The organism is Rhodococcus sp. PBTS 1 (assembly GCF_001620025.1).
GTDB classification, from domain to species: domain Bacteria; phylum Actinomycetota; class Actinomycetes; order Mycobacteriales; family Mycobacteriaceae; genus Rhodococcoides; species Rhodococcoides kroppenstedtii.
This window is the reverse complement of record NZ_CP015219.1, coordinates 2,981,530-2,998,104: the sequence shown is the minus strand read 5'-3', so window position 1 is coordinate 2,998,104 and position 16,575 is coordinate 2,981,530. Positions and strand designations below refer to the sequence as shown.

Annotated in this window: 17 protein-coding genes and 4 tRNA genes; 9 read left to right on the top strand and 12 right to left on the bottom strand. The window is 70.9% G+C overall.

Going from position 1 to position 16,575, the window contains the following annotated elements:
- Window positions 1-285 precede the first annotated feature (285 nt).
- Window positions 286-358 (bottom strand) — tRNA-Lys (locus A3Q40_RS13685).
- 386 nt (window positions 359-744) lie between these two features.
- Between A3Q40_RS13685 and A3Q40_RS13680 the strand changes: the two genes are divergently transcribed.
- From A3Q40_RS13680 to A3Q40_RS13660, 5 genes are all read left to right on the top strand, one after another.
- Window positions 745-1,398: a ScbR family autoregulator-binding transcription factor gene (locus A3Q40_RS13680; protein ID WP_068102939.1), complete on the top strand. Its 654-nt coding sequence runs from the start codon at window positions 745-747 to the stop codon at window positions 1,396-1,398.
- Between the two features lie 129 nt (window positions 1,399-1,527).
- Window positions 1,528-1,600: transfer RNA gene (locus A3Q40_RS13675), tRNA-Glu, on the top strand.
- 149 nt (window positions 1,601-1,749) lie between these two features.
- Window positions 1,750-1,823, top strand: a tRNA-Asp gene (locus A3Q40_RS13670).
- Between the two features lie 47 nt (window positions 1,824-1,870).
- Window positions 1,871-1,947, top strand: a tRNA-Phe gene (locus A3Q40_RS13665).
- A gap of 97 nt (window positions 1,948-2,044) precedes the next feature.
- Window positions 2,045-3,295, top strand: coding sequence for an FAD-dependent oxidoreductase (locus tag A3Q40_RS13660; protein ID WP_069972959.1), 1,251 nt, complete (start codon window positions 2,045-2,047; stop codon window positions 3,293-3,295).
- 19 nt (window positions 3,296-3,314) lie between these two features.
- Here the strand turns inward: A3Q40_RS13660 and A3Q40_RS13655 are convergent, their stop codons facing one another.
- The 3 genes from A3Q40_RS13655 to A3Q40_RS13645 all read right to left on the bottom strand — a co-directional run bounded on the left by A3Q40_RS13655 (window position 3,315) and on the right by A3Q40_RS13645 (window position 5,283).
- On the bottom strand, window positions 3,315-3,602 hold the full coding sequence (locus tag A3Q40_RS13655; RefSeq protein ID WP_068102937.1) for a protealysin inhibitor emfourin: 288 nt from the start codon (window positions 3,600-3,602) through the stop codon (window positions 3,315-3,317).
- A 1-nt stretch (window position 3,603) separates the two neighbouring features.
- Window positions 3,604-4,692, bottom strand: a complete 1,089-nt coding sequence (locus A3Q40_RS13650) for a M4 family metallopeptidase (protein ID WP_235606307.1) — start codon at window positions 4,690-4,692, stop codon at window positions 3,604-3,606.
- A gap of 129 nt (window positions 4,693-4,821) precedes the next feature.
- Window positions 4,822-5,283, bottom strand: coding sequence for a hypothetical protein (locus A3Q40_RS13645; RefSeq protein WP_068102933.1), 462 nt, complete (start codon window positions 5,281-5,283; stop codon window positions 4,822-4,824).
- A gap of 70 nt (window positions 5,284-5,353) precedes the next feature.
- Between A3Q40_RS13645 and A3Q40_RS13640 the strand changes: the two genes are divergently transcribed.
- The gene (locus tag A3Q40_RS13640) at window positions 5,354-6,469 is read left to right on the top strand and encodes a hypothetical protein (RefSeq protein ID WP_235606306.1); all 1,116 of its coding nucleotides are present in this window, start codon (window positions 5,354-5,356) and stop codon (window positions 6,467-6,469) included.
- Here the strand turns inward: A3Q40_RS13640 and A3Q40_RS13635 are convergent.
- Entirely contained in the window at window positions 6,384-7,304 is a 921-nt protein-coding gene (locus A3Q40_RS13635) for a pseudouridine synthase (protein ID WP_068102931.1), read from the bottom strand. The two genes, A3Q40_RS13640 and A3Q40_RS13635, sit on opposite strands and share 86 nt — an antisense overlap.
- Window positions 7,305-7,440: 136 nt before the next feature.
- Between A3Q40_RS13635 and A3Q40_RS13630 the strand changes: the two genes are divergently transcribed.
- Complete coding sequence (locus A3Q40_RS13630) at window positions 7,441-8,322, top strand: oxidoreductase (RefSeq protein ID WP_068102929.1); 882 nt, start codon at window positions 7,441-7,443, stop codon at window positions 8,320-8,322.
- Between the two features lie 17 nt (window positions 8,323-8,339).
- Here the strand turns inward: A3Q40_RS13630 and A3Q40_RS13625 are convergent, their stop codons facing one another.
- The 3 genes from A3Q40_RS13625 to A3Q40_RS13615 form a co-directional block, all read right to left on the bottom strand.
- Complete coding sequence (locus A3Q40_RS13625; RefSeq protein ID WP_068102927.1) at window positions 8,340-8,762, bottom strand: organic hydroperoxide resistance protein; 423 nt, start codon at window positions 8,760-8,762, stop codon at window positions 8,340-8,342.
- Complete coding sequence (locus A3Q40_RS13620) at window positions 8,759-9,259, bottom strand: MarR family winged helix-turn-helix transcriptional regulator (protein ID WP_068102925.1); 501 nt, start codon at window positions 9,257-9,259, stop codon at window positions 8,759-8,761. The genes A3Q40_RS13625 and A3Q40_RS13620 overlap by 4 nt, the downstream gene beginning before the upstream one ends.
- Before the next feature lie 64 nt (window positions 9,260-9,323).
- The gene (locus tag A3Q40_RS13615) at window positions 9,324-10,118 is read right to left on the bottom strand and encodes a DUF1206 domain-containing protein (protein ID WP_068102923.1); all 795 of its coding nucleotides are present in this window, start codon (window positions 10,116-10,118) and stop codon (window positions 9,324-9,326) included.
- Window positions 10,119-10,319: 201 nt separating this feature from the next.
- On the opposite strand from A3Q40_RS13615, the gene A3Q40_RS13610 reads away from it, so the two are divergent.
- On the top strand, window positions 10,320-11,393 hold the full coding sequence (locus tag A3Q40_RS13610) for a 3-deoxy-7-phosphoheptulonate synthase (RefSeq protein ID WP_235606305.1): 1,074 nt from the start codon (window positions 10,320-10,322) through the stop codon (window positions 11,391-11,393).
- Here the strand turns inward: A3Q40_RS13610 and A3Q40_RS13605 are convergent.
- Window positions 11,359-11,988, bottom strand: a complete 630-nt coding sequence (locus A3Q40_RS13605) for an alpha-ketoglutarate-dependent dioxygenase AlkB (protein WP_068106238.1) — start codon at window positions 11,986-11,988, stop codon at window positions 11,359-11,361. The two genes, A3Q40_RS13610 and A3Q40_RS13605, sit on opposite strands and share 35 nt — an antisense overlap.
- Before the next feature lie 88 nt (window positions 11,989-12,076).
- Between A3Q40_RS13605 and A3Q40_RS13600 the strand changes: the two genes are divergently transcribed.
- Window positions 12,077-13,681, top strand: a complete 1,605-nt coding sequence (locus A3Q40_RS13600; protein ID WP_068102921.1) for a GMC family oxidoreductase — start codon at window positions 12,077-12,079, stop codon at window positions 13,679-13,681.
- On the opposite strand, the gene A3Q40_RS13595 is transcribed toward A3Q40_RS13600, so the two are convergent.
- The 3 genes from A3Q40_RS13595 to A3Q40_RS13585 are packed head-to-tail and all read right to left on the bottom strand — an operon-like array spanning window position 13,609 to window position 16,572.
- A complete protein-coding gene (locus A3Q40_RS13595) occupies window positions 13,609-14,706 on the bottom strand; it encodes an AraC family transcriptional regulator (RefSeq protein ID WP_069972958.1) in 1,098 nt (365 codons plus the stop codon). The two genes, A3Q40_RS13600 and A3Q40_RS13595, sit on opposite strands and share 73 nt — an antisense overlap.
- A gap of 7 nt (window positions 14,707-14,713) precedes the next feature.
- Window positions 14,714-15,889, bottom strand: a complete 1,176-nt coding sequence (locus tag A3Q40_RS13590; RefSeq protein ID WP_068102919.1) for a pyridoxal phosphate-dependent aminotransferase — start codon at window positions 15,887-15,889, stop codon at window positions 14,714-14,716.
- Window positions 15,886-16,572, bottom strand: coding sequence for a DUF3239 domain-containing protein (locus A3Q40_RS13585; protein ID WP_068102918.1), 687 nt, complete (start codon window positions 16,570-16,572; stop codon window positions 15,886-15,888). Before A3Q40_RS13585 ends, A3Q40_RS13590 begins: the two co-directional genes overlap by 4 nt.
- Window positions 16,573-16,575 lie beyond the last annotated feature (3 nt).

Sequence of the window (16,575 nt, the reverse complement as noted above, 5' to 3'; positions counted from 1 at the left end):
CGATGTCGATCCGAAACAGCCTACGGCACCGTAACCGCGCCGTGGGGCGTCTCGTCGGGCCTCGCTGTGCGACGTGCGCCGCGCCGGCGACCCGAATGCGTGTCTCGATAACACTCGTCGAACGGGCGCCGAGTTCGGTTACGGGGCTGCGTGCCGACCGGTTCGAGTATAAGCCCGGCCGACCAGCCGAATCGGCTGTGAAATATCCGTAAGACCGACGATCGGCGCTGTGCGATCGAGGAGCGGCCGGGGGTGTGCGCACCTCGGTCCGGCCGCCGTTCACGGTGCCCCCACCAGGGCTCGAACCTGGGACCTGCGGATTAAAAGTCCGTAGCTCTACCAACTGAGCTATAGGGGCCGACGTCGCCGCCGCAGGGGCGGACGTGGCAGAAGTGTACTCATCGCCACGGTCGGACCGATCGGCGCCCGCGGCTTGTCCGATCGGTCCTGGCGGGACGCGGCGCCGGCGCATCGCGCGGACGCCCGCGACGGCCGGGGCGGGCGCGTACTCTGAAGTCGGATACGCGCACACAGCCGTTCGCGCGCATCGGTATTCGGACTTTCCGGACACGACGAATCGTTCTCGAATGTGACCGCGGAACCGAATGCATCGACCGGGCCGACCGATCAATTGGCACACTCGGGCTGTTTTCGGGCGGGTTCGAGGGAGTTCTCAGGATTGTCGGTTACGCTCGCGTCACTTTCACGGCGCCGCGAGGCGCCCAATTCGGAGGCACACGCGCAATGGCACAGCAAGAACGCGCCCGACGGACCCGTGCGGCGATCGTCGAGGCCGCGGCCCACGAGTTCAGCAAGCGCGGGTACACCGCCGCGTCGGTGAACACGATTCTGGAAGGGTCCCGCGCCACGAAAGGCGCGATGTACTTCCATTTCAGTTCCAAGGAAGACCTGGCGCGCGCGGTGCTGCAGACCGCGAGCGAGAAGTACCGCGAGGTCATGTCGACCCCACGCCCCGCGGGTGTGGACGCCCTCGAGTGGCTGCATTCCCGCATCGTGGAACTGGCGCGATCCTTCGACGAGAGTGTCGTCGTGCGCGCGGAGTTCCGTCTCATCATCGAGCCGGAGTTCTACGCGACCATCCGCGAGGGTGCCGGGGCGATCTGGGGGCAGACGGCGTCCGATCTCGCCGCGGAAGCGCACCGCGAGGGCCTGCTGCGTCCGGACATCGATCCCCGGCAGTTCACCCGCGTTCTGGTGACCTCCCTCGCCGGCCAGCGGTACATGTCCGACCTGACGGCCGACGAGACCGATCTGGCCGCACTGTTCGAGGAGTCACTGGAGGTCCTCCTGATGGCCATGGCGTCGCCGGAGTGGCTCGACGGCTGGCGTTCCCGCGGGTGGCGTGACGTGCTCGCCCCCGTGGGCGCGGACGCCTGACGCCTGCGGGGGTCCCGACCCCCGAATTGCCCTCCGACCTGCAGATTTGGAAGTCGAAGCGGCGGTGTCCTAAGCTATCGAAGCTCCCAACGGCACGCGCCGGAGGGTGAGGCCGGAGCAATCCGGCGGGCCCCCTTCGTTTAGCGGCCTAGGACGCCGCCCTTTCAAGGCGGTAGCGCGGGTTCGAATCCCGTAGGGGGTACGTGTCGGTGTGGTGACAGCACCGAGATGGTCGGGAACCCCCGACACGGAGCGAATTTGTTCCGGCCGGGAGATGCAGTAAGGTTCTCCGGGCGAGCACGACAGCAGTTCGAGTTACACAACAGTTCGGTTTCACCAGCAGTACAGCAAGGCCCTGTGGCGCAGTTGGTTAGCGCGCCGCCCTGTCACGGCGGAGGTCGCGGGTTCGAGTCCCGTCAGGGTCGCAAGACATGTGCACAACCGGTGTCCAGCAGTTCGATCGGACATCCTCGGCCAGGTAGCTCAGTTGGTACGAGCGTCCGCCTGAAAAGCGGAAGGTCGCCGGTTCGATCCCGGCTCTGGCCACCACGATCCACGACCACCTGCTCGCGCAGGTGGTCGTTCGTCGTTCAGGGGTTGGATCCGGGTTCGATAGCCGACAGCGCCGGCGGGGTATCGACATCCCATGAGCGACATCGACGCCGACGTCATCGTGGTGGGGGCGGGCATCGCCGGACTTCGCTGCGCCGCCGCCCTGCACCGCCGAGGACTCACCGCCCGCGTTCTCGAGGCCGACACCGCCCCCGGCGGACGGATCCGTACCGACGTCGTCGACGGGTTCCGGTGCGACCGCGGCTTCCAGTTGCTCAACCCGTCGTATCCGGCCGTGCGGCGCCACGTCGACGTCGACGCTCTCGATCTGCGCACCGCCGGACGGGGAGTGCGGGTGGTCGACGGGTCCGGTCGGTCCCGCACCCTCGCCGACCCCACTCGCCACCCCGGACTGCTCGCTGCGACGGTGCGCTCGGCCGTCGGCCTGGGGCTCGTGCGCCCCCGGGCGGTGGTCGGCGCCGCGCGGTGGGCGTTGCCGGCGCTGGGCCCGGTTCGGCGGCTCGAGTCCGCTCCGGACGCTGCCCTCGCCGCGGACTGGGACCGTCTCGGCGTGCGCGGACCCCTCCGTGAGTCGATTCTGTCGCCGTTCCTCAGCGGCGTCCTCGCCGACGGAGTCGGCGACACCTCGGATCGTTACGTCCGATTGGTGCTGCGCAGCTTCCTGCTGGCGACGCCCGGTGTTCCCGACCGCGGCATGCAGGCCTTCCCCGAGCAGCTCGCGCGGGCCGAGGGCGTCGACGTGACGTACTCCGCCCGCGTCGAGCGGGTCACCGACGGCGCGGTGCCGGAAGTCGGTGTCGCCGACGGCGCGACGCTACGGGCCCGGGCGGTGGTGATCGCGACGGACGCGAGCGACGCCGCCGATCTGACGGCGGCGGCGACGTCGCCGATGCGAGGTCTGTCGACGTGGTGGTTCGACGCCGACGGGCTGGAACCCGATGCGTTCCTCCGCATTTCGGGCGCGGGGGGTGTCGTGGTCAACACCGCGCAGCTGAGCGCCATCGCCCCGGGCTACGCGCCACCCGGCCGCACCCTCGTGGAGGCGACGACGCTGCTCGGTGACGCCGGTCCCGCGGAGGAGGCCGCCGTGCGCGCCGAACTGACCCGCCTCTGGGCCACCTCGACCGCCTCGTGGCGGGTGATCGTCCATCACGACGTGACACGGGCGCTGCCGGTCCAGGCCGCCGGAACGCCGCTCCGACGACCGCTGCGGACGGGTGAGCGCGTGCTCGTGGCCGGCGATCATCGGGACACACCCTCGATTCAAGGCGCCCTGGTCTCGGGTGGGCGCGCGGCGGCCGAGGTGGCCCGGCTGCTGAGCTGACGCGAGCCGGGCGAGCGGGTCAGCGCGGCCGACGGCCCTCGCGCAGGGTGCGCTCGGCCAATTCCCGGAGTGCACCGGTGAGGGCGGAATCCGGTGTCTCGCATCGGTGTTCGCCGATCTCCAGCGTCCAGGAGTAGGCGTCCCGGACGCGCTGATCGGCCTGCGCGGGCAGGTCGACGATCTGCGGAATCGCCTGTTGTACGAGGTGTTCCCACTCGGTGGCGGCGTCGCCCAGCGTGGTCGTGTCCACCGCTGCGCGTCGGGTCATCCCCGCCACGCCGCCGCTGCGCACCACCACGATGTCCACGTCACGTCCTCCTGCTCACCTCGTCCGGAGCGTCGGATCCGCCCTGCTCGAGACCCTGCCCGAGGCCCACGGTAGTCCACCCCTGCAGGACGGCCCGGTGAACGTCGGACCCGGCCCCGTACCGCGTCGTCGCCGCGGCGACGGTGGCGGCGGCGAAGGCGGAGAAGTCCGCGGTGGGCGTCAGGGTCCCGCCGGTGCAGGTGTCGAACCACACCTGGCCGAGACGGTCCCAGGCCGGTCCGCGGAGGGCCACGGCGGCCTCGGCGAACGCGCGGTTGGGGATGCCGGAGTTGATGTGGACGCCGCCGTTGTCCTCGGCGGTCTCGACGTACCCGGCCATGTCCGCGGGCTGGGGATCGCGCCCCAGCACGTCGTCGTCGTACGCGGTGCCGGGGCGCAGCATCGACCGGAGTGCGCTGCCCTGCACGTCGGGGAGGAACAGGCCCTCGCCGACCAGCCACGACGCGTCCTCGGCGTTCTCGTTCCGCGCACGCTGCTCGGCGAGGACGCCGAAGACGTCCGAGATGGACTCGTTGAGCGCTCCGGACTGTCCGGAGTACTCCAACTGCGAGGTGTACTGCGTGAACCCGTGCGCGAGTTCGTGCGCGATCACCGACAGCGAGACGGTGAAGCGGGTGAACACCTCGCCGTCCCCGTCGCCGAACACCATGCGGCTGCCGTCCCAGAACGCGTTGTCGTACTGCTCGCCGTAGTGCACCGTCGCATCGAGGGGCAGTCCGCGACCGTCCAGGCTCGACCAGCCGTACACCTCGTCGAACAACGCGTAGGTGACGCCGAGCCCGTCGTAGCTCTCGTCCGCGGCCGGATCGCCCACCGCGGGCTCGCCTTCCCGACGGACGACGTCGCCGGGCAGGGTCTGCGTTCCCTTCGCGTCGGCGACGGTGCGCTGCAGACGGCCCGCCACGGCGCCGCGGGACCCGAGTGCCGCCCCGGCGCGCACCCCGTCACGGCGCAGCCGCAGTTCGGCGTCGAGTGCGAGCGTGCGTTCCGCGACGGACGGCGCGGTGTCGAGCCGCGCGCTGCGCTCGGCGGGTGCGGACGCGAGCCGCTGCAGCAGGTACGGGGGCACGACTCCCGGACACCCTGCGGAGGGGCGGACGGTGCACGAGGCGGCCGGGTGGGCGGTCATGCTGCGCGGGCGGGGTGGGCGGTCATGCTGCGACGCTAACCCGCCCCGCCGACAACCTCGCGGCGACGATCAGGGGCAGGCGAGTTTCGCCTGGTCGAAGATGCGGCCGGCCTCGTCCGCGCTGGGGGCGTTGCCGTTGTTGGTGGCCTGCGCCTCGATGTCCGTCTTGATCTCGGCCTCGTCCTTGCCGTCCGAGATCTGCTGGCAGATCCCGCCCAGCAAGGCCTCGATCTCCTCGTCGGACTTGCCCTCGGACAGTGCCGAGAACTGGGCCTTGTACGCGGCGACGAAGGTGGCCCGCTTGGCGTCGTCGAACACCGATCCCGCTCGGTCGCCGAGGCTTTCCGCGCTGGATCCGAGGCCCGGCGCGGCGGAGCGGGCCGAACTCACCGCGCCCTCGGCGGCGTTCTGGGCGCTCTCGGCGATGTTGCCCGCCGTGTCCTGCGCGGCTTGCTGGTCTTCGGAACTGCACCCGGACAGGACGAGCGTGAGGGCGGCTGCGGCGGTGACGACGGTGGCGGCGAGTTTCATCGGCGCAGTCTACCGACGCCGGACTCACCGGATCGAGACCGTCGGGCGAGAACGGTGCCCATAATTGGCGATGACCACAACCCCGGTCGACGACACCCGGTCCACTCCGCGGGGACGGACGCGGGGCGGCGGACGCACGGTGGTGCGCAGTGCCCACGGGACCTCCGCCGTCGAGTCCTTCGTGATCGTCGCCGTCGCCACCATCCTGATCACGCGGGCCTACCTCGAGATCATGGACTACCCGCAGGTGGGAAACGGCACCCTGCACATCGCGCACGCCCTGTGGGGCGGGGCGGGGATGATGGCGGCGCTGGTGATCGGCTGGCTGTTCCTCGGTTTCGGGGCGCGCGTGGTCGCGGTGGTGCTGGGCGGGATCGGGTTCGGCCTGTTCCTCGACGAGGTCGGCAAGTTCGTCACGAGAGACAACGACTACTTCTACGGACCGGCGGCCGAGATCATGTACGTCACCGTGGTGCTGGTCCTGGTGGCGACGCGGTTGCTGCGGGACGCGGCGGAGCCGACGCCGCGTGAATGTCTCGCGAACGCCGCGGCCATCGCCGCGGACGGTGTCGCCGGCGGGCTCCCCGCGCACCGCCGCGAGAAGGGGTTGGAACTGCTGGGCCGGGCACGCGAGGCCGGGGCGGACCCCGACGTCGTCGCCGGGCTCGAGGTGCTGCTGCGCCGCAGCGCACCGGTGTCGGCGGGTGCGGCCGGACTGCGCTACCACCTGCGTCGGCGGTTGCCGCGCTGGGTGCGGAGTCCGCGGTGGGTGCCGGTGCTCGCGTGGCTGATGGTGATCAGCGCGATCGTCGGGGTGATCGGTGGAGCGGTGGCCCTGGCGACGGGCGGCGTCGACGTCGCGACGGACGATCTCGAGGTGACGGTCGAGCGCATGACGGTGTCCGGCGGGATTCTGTGGATCACCGCCTGTCTGACCGTGGCGCTGGGACTGCCGGCCGTGATCGCGCTGCACCGCACCGATGCCCTCTGGCCGTTGCGGTGGTTGCGAGTGGCCGCATTGATCTACGCGCTGTTGGGCGCGCTCGTGGACTTCGCGCAGATCGGCTTCGCCGCGCTGACGAACCTCGCGCTCGGGCTGGTCACCCTCGCGGCGATCTCCCATCGGTTGGCGGTCCAAACGGCGGAAGGGTCCGCGCGGACTCGAAGCGTCGCGGTGCGCCTGTGATCGGATCGTCGAACGCGATGCTGCGCGCGAGCAGACGCAGCGGATCGCGGTAGTCGTCGACGGCCACCTCGCGAGGCACCGGATACAGGGAGTCCCCGACGATCGGGATTCCCGCCGACGCCAGATGCACCCGAAGCTGATGCGTCTTCCCGGTCGTCGGACGCAACCGGTACAGCGCGAGATCGCCTGCGGTGTCGATAATTTCGACGCGGGTCTCGGCGTTCACCTCACCGGGCACCTCGCGGGCCTGCAGCGATTCCCTGGTCTTGACGATGCGGCTGCGCATCAGGCTCGGGACGTCGCCGACCGGGGCGACCGCCTCGTAGACCTTGGTCACCGCGCGTGCGGCGAACATCTCCTGATAGGCCCGGCGGACGTCCGGGCGGGCGGTGAAGACGAGTACGCCGGCGGTGAGTCGGTCGAGGCGGTGCGCGGGGGAGAGCTCGTCGTTGCCGAGTTCTCGACGCAGGCGTACCACAGCGGACTGGACGACGAACCGCCCGCGTGGGGTGGTCGCCAGGAAGTGCGGCTTGTCGACCACCACCAGGTCGCGGTCGGCGTGCAGCACCGGCAGAGCGAACGGCACTTCCGGCTCCGCGGGCGGGTCACGGTGGAGCCACACGTCGGCGCGGGGGACCAGGGGCGTGGTCGCGGTGATCGGGGTGCCCCGCGCGTCGACCACCTCGCCGGCGTCGATCTTCGCGGCCAGGGCGTCGGCGTCGTCGGGAAAGCGCGCCTTCAGGTAGGCCACGACCGTCGGGTACGACGCCGGGGGGTCGGGCATGCGAATGCGGGTGGGGTTGAGCCCGTCGCGCACGGGCAGCGGAGCGGGCATTCGACGACCCTAGGCGCGCGCTGCCCCGATGCCGTGGGTCGGGCAGGTCCGCCCCGAACAGCGGCCTCCCCGGGTAGGGTCGAGACCGCCCGCGGCAGCGTTGCTGCGGTGCGATACCGACGATCAGGGGGACGCAGTGGCGAAACACAAGTGGGTCGAGACGGACATTCCGAACCAGAAGGGGCGGACGTTCCTCGTCACGGGGGCCAATTCGGGACTGGGAGCGGAGGCGGCCAAGGCACTCGGCCGCGCCGGCGCGACGGTGATCCTGGCGTGCCGGACGGTCGCCAAGGCCGAGCCGGTGGCCGCCGAGATCGGGGACCGTGCGCAGGTGCGTCGCCTCGATCTGGCGGACCTCGCGTCGGTCCGCGAGTTCGCGGAGAACACCGGCGAGGTGGACGTGCTGATCAACAACGCGGGCATCATGGCCGTGCCGTTCGGGCGGACGGCCGACGGGTTCGAGATGCAGTTCGGCACGAACCACCTGGGTCACTTCGCCCTCACGGGCCTGCTGCTCGATCGCGTGAAGGATCGCGTGGTCACCATGAGCAGCTTCGCCCACCAGATCCCCGGCCTGAAGCTCGACGACCTGAACTTCGAGCACCGGAAGTACAGCCGCTGGGCGGCCTACGGGCAGTCCAAACTGGCCAACCTGCTCTTCACGTACGAGCTGGACCGTCGCCTGCGCGCGGCCGAATCGTCGATCACCGCGGTGGCCTCGCACCCCGGGTACTCCAAGACCGAGCTGACCGGCCGGACCGAGTCGTATCAGGACTTCTTCTCGAACATCAGCGACAAGCTCTTCGCGCAGAGCGCGTACATGGGATCGCTGCCGGCGCTGTTCGCGGCCACGGACCCCTCGGTGACGCCGGGCGGGTACTACGGGCCGGACGGACTGTTCGAGGTCGCCGGGCACCCGAAGAAAGTCGGGTCCAACAAGGCGTCCCGCGACGAGCGGACCGCCCGTGAGCTCTGGGAGAGGTCCGAGAAGCTCACGGGCGTGACCTACACCTTCTAGTCGTCGGTGACGGCGTCTCAGTCGTCGGTGACGGTGACCGTCACGTCGATGTTGCCGCGGGTGGCGTTGCTGTAGGGGCACACCTCGTGCGCCTTGTCGGCGATCGCCTGCGCGGTGTCGTGGTCGAGGTTCGGCAGTGTCACCTCGAGCTCGACGGAGAGCTGGAAACCGCCTGCGTCGGTCGGGCCGATGTTCACCTTCGCGCCCACGGAGGAATCGCTGACGTCGGCCTTCTGCTGCCCGGCCACCAGTCGGAGCGCCGAGTGGAAGCACGCGGCGTAGCCGACGGCGAAGAGCTGCTCGGGGTTGGTGCCGTTGCCGGCGCCGCCGAGTTCCTTCGGGGTGGCGAGGTCGACGTCGATGCGACCGTCGGTGGTGCGGCCGTGTCCGTTGCGGCCGTCGCCGGTGGCCAGGGCCTCTGCGGTGTAGAGCGTCTTCATCGGGGTTCCTCCGTCGTGTCGGGGTGGGGGGTGTCGGGGTGGGGGGTGTCGGGGTGGGTGTTGTCGGGTTGCGCGCGTAACGACGTCGCCACGCGCCGGAGCAGGTGGACGAACTGCGCGCCTTCCTCGGCGGTGAGGCCGGACTGCCGGGCGATGCACTCGGGGACGGGCAGCGCCTGCTCGCGCAGCGCGCGTCCCGCGTCGGTGAGGTGGATGCCGACGCGTCGTTCGTCGGCGCTGTCGCGTCGACGGGTGATCAACCCGAGGCTCTCGATGCGCTTGAGCAGCGGCGAGAGCGTGCCGGAATCGAGAGCCAGGCGGTCGCCGAGCTCCCGGACCGAGGCGCCGTCGTGCTCCCACAGCGCGAGCATGACCACGTACTGCGGGTAGGTCAGGCCCATCGGTTCCAGGAGCGGCCGGTACGCCGCCGTGGTGGCCCGTGATGCCGAGTACAGCGCGAAGCAGAGCTGCGCGTCGAGGGCGAGGGCGTCGGTCACTCCATGAAGGTAGCGCACAATTCAGTTGTGCACAACCGATCTACCTTTCCCGCGCTCCGACGGGTCACATCGTGGCGCGCCGCGCCAGCACGAAGGCGTAGATCCCGTACAAGCCGATGCCGAGTCCGGCGAGCACCAGGAGCACCTGTCCGTAGGGCTGCGCGCCGAGAGTCTTCACCGCGCCGTCGAGGCCGGTGGCCTTGCTCGGATCCGCGGTGAAGACCGAGACGGCGACCAGCAGACCGGCCCCGGCGAGGGCGATCCCCTTCGCGGTGTATCCGGCGATGCCGAGCCACGTCAGGCCGCGCCCGACGGACCCGTCGAGGTCGTCCCGGAAATTCGTCGAGACCCCCTTGTAGACGTGGTAGACGCCCACCCCCACGATCACGGCGGCGGCGATCAGCAGGACGCCCTTGCCGGGGGTCGACTGCATCAGGCGAGCTGTGATGCCCGCGTTCTGTTCCCCGCTCGATCGACCCGATCCGCGCGCGAACCCGAACGCGGACCACGCGAACGCCAGGTAGACGGCGGCCAGTGCCGCCGCCTTCAGGCGATCGCCCGTGTCCGACCCCGATTCGCGCTTCTTGCCGACCACCGCCTCGGTCACGCGCCACAGCGCCAACGCCACGAAGGCGACGACGGCAACCCAGAGGGCCACGCGCCCACCGGGTTTCGACGCGAGCTCCGCGAGCGCCCCGGACTGGTCGGCGTTGCCACCCTGTCCGAACGCCAGGCGGATCGTGATCCACCCGATGAGCAGATGAAGGACGCCGCTCACGGCGTGACCGGCGCGGGCCGCGCGCTCGAACGCCGTGCTGCGTTGCATGCGGGAAAGCGAGGAGGTGCCCGAGGCCGTCATCGACCGATCCTCCCACGCGGCCCGTCGTGTACTGTCCCTTCCGTGCAGCGCGCATATTTTTGGTTCGACAGGCCGGCCCTCGGGGGCACGGTTGGCGAACTGCTGCGCTGACCCCTTCCCACCCGACGAGCCGGCTGAACCGGCTCGCGCTCGGCGTGTGTGATCCGGTTCGTGTCCGGTCCTTTCCCTGAGGATTCCACCGTGACCGTTCTGCTCGACCAGGCTCCGCGCCTGGCCGCCGTGCCCTTGCCCTCTCCGCGCGACCTGCGTCGTGCCGTCCCGCTGTCGGCGGCCGCGGCCGCCCGGGTCGACGACGCACGATCCGCCCTGCGTCGGACCCTGCGCGGGGACGACGACCGCCTCGCGGTCGTGGTCGGTCCGTGCTCCGTGCACGACGTCCCCGCCGCCCTCGAGTACGCCGACCGCCTCGCGCCGATCGCGACGACGCTCGGCGACCGGCTGGTGGTCGCGATGCGCGTCTACGTCGAGAAACCTCGCACCACGGTGGGCTGGAAGGGTCTGCTGTCCGATCCTCGCCTCGACGGATCGCACGATCTCGGGGCCGGATTGGCCACGGCCCGTGGGGTGTTCGCCGACGTGGTCGAGCGGGGACTGCCGGTGGCCACCGAATTCCTCGACCCGACACTCGCCCCGCACCTGGCCGACCTCGTGGCCTACGGCGCGATCGGCGCCCGCACCGCGGCGAGTCAGATCCACCGCCAGATGGTGAGCGGGCTTCCTCTCCCCGTCGGAATCAAGAACGCCACCGACGGCGACGTCCAGGTGGCCGTCGACGGCGTCCGGTCGGCGGCGGCTCCGCACGTCCATCCGGGCGTCGACGACGACGGCCGACTCGCCGTCGTCGCCACGGGAGGCAACGACGACGCCCACGTGATCCTGCGCGGCGGTGCGTCCGGCCCGAACTACGACGCCGCCTCGGTCGACGACGCCGCCCGCCGGCTGATCTCCGCAGGACGCCGTCCGCGCGTGGTGATCGACGCCAGTCACGGCAACAGTGCCAAGGACCACCGCCGCCAGACGGACGTGCTCGGCGACGTTGCGCATCGTCTCGCTGCCGGCGATCGCTTCGTCGCGGGGGTCATGATCGAGAGTTTCCTGGTCGAGGGCCGTCAGGACCTGGCCGCGGACGTGTCGACTCTCGTTCGCGGACAGTCGATCACGGACGCCTGCCTCGGCTGGGCGGCCACCGAGGACGCGTTGCGGATGCTGGCGGATGCCGTCAGCGCACGCCGTGCGGACGGAACTGCACGCTGATCCGCGGGCCGGTGGGCCTGGTGGACTTGGGGATGCAGTGCTCCCACGTGCGTTGGCAGGAGCCGCCCATCACCACCAGGTCGCCGTGGCCCAGCGTGGCCCGCCGGGACGGCCCGCCGCCGCGCGGTCGCAGCAGCAGGGATCGCGCCGCGCCGAGCGAGAGGATCGCCACCATCGTGTCCTCGGTCGCGCCGCGGCCGACGTCGTCACCGTGCCAGGCCACGCTGTCCCGGCCGTCGCGGTAGAAGCACAGTCCCGCCGTCGCGAAGTCCTCCCCGAGTTCGGCACGGTAGTGCCGGTCGAGGGCCGCGCGTGCGTCCGTCAGCGCGGGGTGGGGAAGCCGGTCCGGGTCGGGGAAGAACGAGACGAGCCGCGGCACGTCCACCACCCGGTCGTACATCGGCCGTCTCTCCGTGCGCCACGGCACGTCGGCCACCAGTGCGTCGAACACCGCGTCGGACCCGCTCATCCACCCGGGGAGCAGGTCGATCCAGGCGCCGTCGCCGAGGTGCGTGCGCCGCGCGTCCGCGAGGGCGGCGAGCGACGGGCCCGCGGCGGCGTCGTCGAACAGCGACGCCTGCAGTGCGTACGTCATGCGACCGATGATACGCGCTCGATCGAACGAATGTTCGGATCGCGCGATTCCGGGTACCGGGACGGGACGCGGAGTGCAGACTCGACCCATGGTGGACACCACCCGCATCGCGGACTACGTCGTCGTCGGTGCCGGATCCGCGGGCTGCGTGCTGGCGAACCGGCTCAGTGCAGCCTCGGACATCGACGTGGTCGTGCTCGAGGCGGGGCCGGAGGACAAGAACAAGTTCGTCCACATTCCCGCGGGCTTCTCGAAACTGTTCCGGTCCGAGCTGGACTGGAACTACGACACCGAACCGCAGCCCGGACTCGCCGGCCGCAGCATCTTCTGGCCACGCGGGAAGATGCTGGGTGGATCGTCCTCGCTGAACGCCATGATGTGGGTGCGCGGGTTCGCCGCGGACTACGACGAGTGGGCCGAGGCGGCCGGCGCGGACTGGTCGTTCGAGTCGGCGGTCGAGGTCTTCCGCCGCATCGAGGACATCGAGGGGGCGACGGAGAACGACGAGGGGCGCGGCGGTCCGCTGCGCGTGTCCGCCCAGCGCAGCCCGCGATCGATCACGGCGGCGTACCTCGAGGCGGCGTCCGCTCTCGGTCTGTCCACCGAGCGCGCCAACCTCCCGACACCAAAGGGCATGACGCAGACCATGGTGACGCAGAAGCGCGGCGCCCGTTTCAGCTGCGCCGACGCCTACCTGCGCCCGGCGTCGTCGCGGCCGAACCTCGACGTGATCACCGAGGCCCTGGTGACGCGGGTCGTCTTCGACGGGACACGCGCCGTCGGGGTGGAGTACGAGCGCAACGGGCGACGCCAGGTGGTCCGCGCCCGGCGCGAGGTGATCCTTTCCGGCGGCGCAGTCAACACCCCCCAGCTGCTCATGCTTTCCGGCGTCGGCGCGGCGGCACACCTGCGCGAGCACGGCATCGAGGTGGTGCGTGACGTGCCCGAGGTGGGGGAGAACCTGCTCGACCACCTCGTCTCGGCTCTCGGGTACGGGGTGCAGTCGGACACGTTGTTCGCCGTGGAGAAGGTGCCGTCGCTGGTCAACTACCTGGTGCGGCGGCGCGGCATGCTCACCTCGAACGTCGCCGAGGCCTACGGCTTCGTGCGCAGCCACGACGGACTGGACCTGCCGGACCTGGAACTGCTGTTCGCTCCGGCCCCGTTCTTCGACGAGGGCCTCGTCCCCGCCACCGCCCACGCCGCGATTCTCGGCGCGATCCTGCTGAAGCCGAAGAGCACCGGCACGATCTCCCTGCGGTCCGCCGATCCCGCGGACAAGCCCGTAATCGATCCCCGCTACCTCTCCGATCCCGACGGCGCCGACCACGCCGCGCTCACGGCGGGACTGCTGCGCAGCGCGGAGATCGCGGCCACCGAGCCCCTCCGGTCACGCCTCGGCGAGCTGGTGCGGCCCGTCGCGCCGGCGGGCGCGAGCATCGAGGAGGTCGTCGAGCTGGCGGTGGCGACGATGTCGCACACGCTCTACCACCCGGTCGGCACCTGCCGGATGGGCACGGACGAGCGGTCGGTCGTGGACCCGCAGCTACGGGTGCGCGGTCTCGACGGGCTCCGGGTGGCGGACGCGTCGATCATGCCGACGATCATCCGCGGCCACACTCACGCCCCGTCGGTGCTGATCGGCGAGAAGGCCGCGGAGTTCGTGCTGTCGGCGCTCGCGCCGTCCCGGTAGGAGCCGGGCGTCCGGCCGGTCCACCGCTTGAACGCGCGGCGGAAGGCGCTCGGTTCCGAGAACCCGAGCCGCGCCGAGAGCTCCTCGGCGGTCTCCCCCCGTTCGAGTCCGGCGATCGCGGCGTCGCGCAGCACGTCCTCGCGCAGTCGGCCCAGCGACGTGCCTTCCTGACGCAGGACCCGCCGCAGGTGGGGGACGCTGATGGAGAGCATCGCGGCGATGTCCGCCGTGCTCGTCGCCCGACCCGACGCCCCGAGGGCGAGGGCGCGTCGGACCACCGCGGACGCCGACGAGCCGTAATCCCGTTCGGAATACAGGAGATTCGGCGACTCTCGGAGGTAGTCCTCCAGATCGGCCTCGTTCCGCACCAGCGGGGACGCGAGGACCGCCTCGTCGAATTCGAGGGCGCCGACCTCCGCGCCGAACGTCACGTGGACGCCGAAGATGTCGTCGTACGTCCGCCACGACGGGTAGCCCGGCTCGGGGAAGGGCAGGTGCACCGCGGTCAGCTTCAGACGACGTCCGATCAGCCACGCCGAGAAGCGATGCCAGAGGATGAGGACGAACTCTGCCTGCAGGCGGCTGGCCGCCGCGGCCGATTCCGGGGACAGGTGCGCCCCGATCATCGGCGGCGTCGGCGCCAGTTCGAGCCGCGCGCGCCCGCCGCCCCGGAGCAGCACCGATCGGGGAACACCGGCGAACACGCGGCTGACGTCCACCATGCGCTCGAGTGCCCGTCCGAGGTCGGGCCGATGGATCATGGTCAGGCAGATGACCCGAAACGTGCCGCGGCGCACGGGTTCCGCGCCGAGTCCCATCAGCTCGTCGCCCGTCATCTGCCACAGGGCGCGGGTGAGCCGCGTGACCTGGTCGGCCGTCAGCCGGGCGTCGGGCCGATCGAGGATCCGAGGATCGATGTCGGCGGCGCGCAGGCACGACGACAGGTCCACGCCCGTCTCGCCGGCCAGCAGCACGGGGATACGAACGAACTCGACCGAGACCGTCGGTGCCGCCGGGTTCTCCATCGCGCGCCTAGTCGGCCCGTCGCACGGAAGCGAGGCGGCGAGCGCCGTCCCGCAACACCTCGTCCTGCTTGCAGAAAGCGAATCGCACCAGGGTGGACCAGGATTCGCGGTGGTCGACGAACGCGTCGACGGGAACGGCGACCACGCCGATGCGCTCGGGCAGCGCACGGCAGAAGGCGTCCGCGTCGGTCTCGCCGAGGGGTGCGATATCGGCGCACACGAAATACGTTCCCGCGCTCTGCTTCACGCCGAAGCCGGCCTCCGTCAGCGCCGTGGACAGCAGATCGCGCTTGCGCTGCAGGTCGGTGCGCAGCGTCTCCACCCAGTCACCCTCCTCCGTCAGCGCGTGCGCTACCGCGGGCTGGAACGGCGCGCCGCCGACGAACGTGAGGAACTGCTTGGCCGTCTTGACCGCGGCGATCAACGGCGCCGGTCCGCACGCCCAGCCCGTCTTCCACCCGGTCGCGTTGAAGGTCTTGGCCGCGCTGGAGACCGTGATCGTGCGGTCCGCCATGCCCGGCAGCGTCGCCAGCGGCACGTGCTCGGCGTCGTCGAAGACCAGCCGCTCGTACACCTCGTCGGTGAGCGCGATCAGATCGTGCTCGCAGGCCACCTCGGCGATCGCCGTCAGCTCCGCGCGCGAGAAGACCGTGCCGGTGGGGTTGTGGGGCGAATTCACCACGATCATGCGGGTCGCGGGGGTGACCGCGGCGCGCAACGCGTCGACGTCGAGCACGAATCGGTCGCCGTCCGACACCAGCGGCACCGTCCGCCGGGTCGCCCCGGCGAGGGCGACCGCCGCCGCGTAGGCGTCGTAGTACGGCTCGATCAGCAGGACGTCGTCACCCGGTTCGACGAGCGCGAGCACGGTGGCGCTGATCGCCTCGGTGGCACCCACGGTGACCAGCACCTCGGTGTCCGGGTCGAAGTCCTGGCCGTAGCGGCGTCGGCGGTCGTCGGCGATCGCGTGACGCAGCACGGGCATGCCCGGTCCCGGCGGGTACTGGTTCAATCCCGAGGCGATGGCCTCGCGCGCCACCTCGAGCATGCGCGGCGGCCCGTCGGTGTCCGGAAAACCCTGGCCCAGGTTGACGGCGTCGTACCGGCCGGCTAGGGCGGTCATCTCGGCGAAGACGGTGGAGGCGAAGGGGCGCAGGCGGGGGACGGTGCGAGCTGCGGTCATGCGTCGTCGCCCCGTTCGAGGAGCTCGGCCGGCAGGTCGTGGGGGTCGATCAGCATGCGCTCGTTCTCGGCTCCGCGCACCTTCTCCGACACGGCCAGGTTCTTCCGCAGCAGTTGCCATTCGACCGGGTCGACGGCGTCGACGGCCCGGCGGAGCACCCCGCGGTCCCGCGTCCCCCACGCGATGGGCATGGGGCTGACCAACTGCCACGTCTCGGCGGTCGATGAGGTGTTGCGATCGCTCAGCACGGCCACGGACGGCACCCGCTCGCCCTCGGTGAGAGTGTGCCCCGGCAGAGCGCGGACGTTGCGCACCACCAGGGCGTAGTGCGGCACCGCCGTCTCGGGCTTGGCGATGTCGATCAGGGCGAGGATGGTCGCGCCACGCGGGCGGGTCTCGGACACCATGGCCGGAACCAGCGGGCCGCGACGGTACAGGTCCTCGATGGATCCGACCTTCCGCGGTGCCCACACCGACACCCACCACGACATCACGGCGGCCACCGCGAGGACGGCGGCCAGGATGTACGACCAGGGGGAGTGCCGCAGGTAGAGCCACACCGCGCCGGCCGCGAAGAGCAACCCGACGATGATCGACGACACGCGGAGACGCCGGACGTCCCCGAGGGTCTCGTTCACCGCCTTGGCGTGTCCGTGGTCCACCGCAAACTCGAAATGCCGCACTCG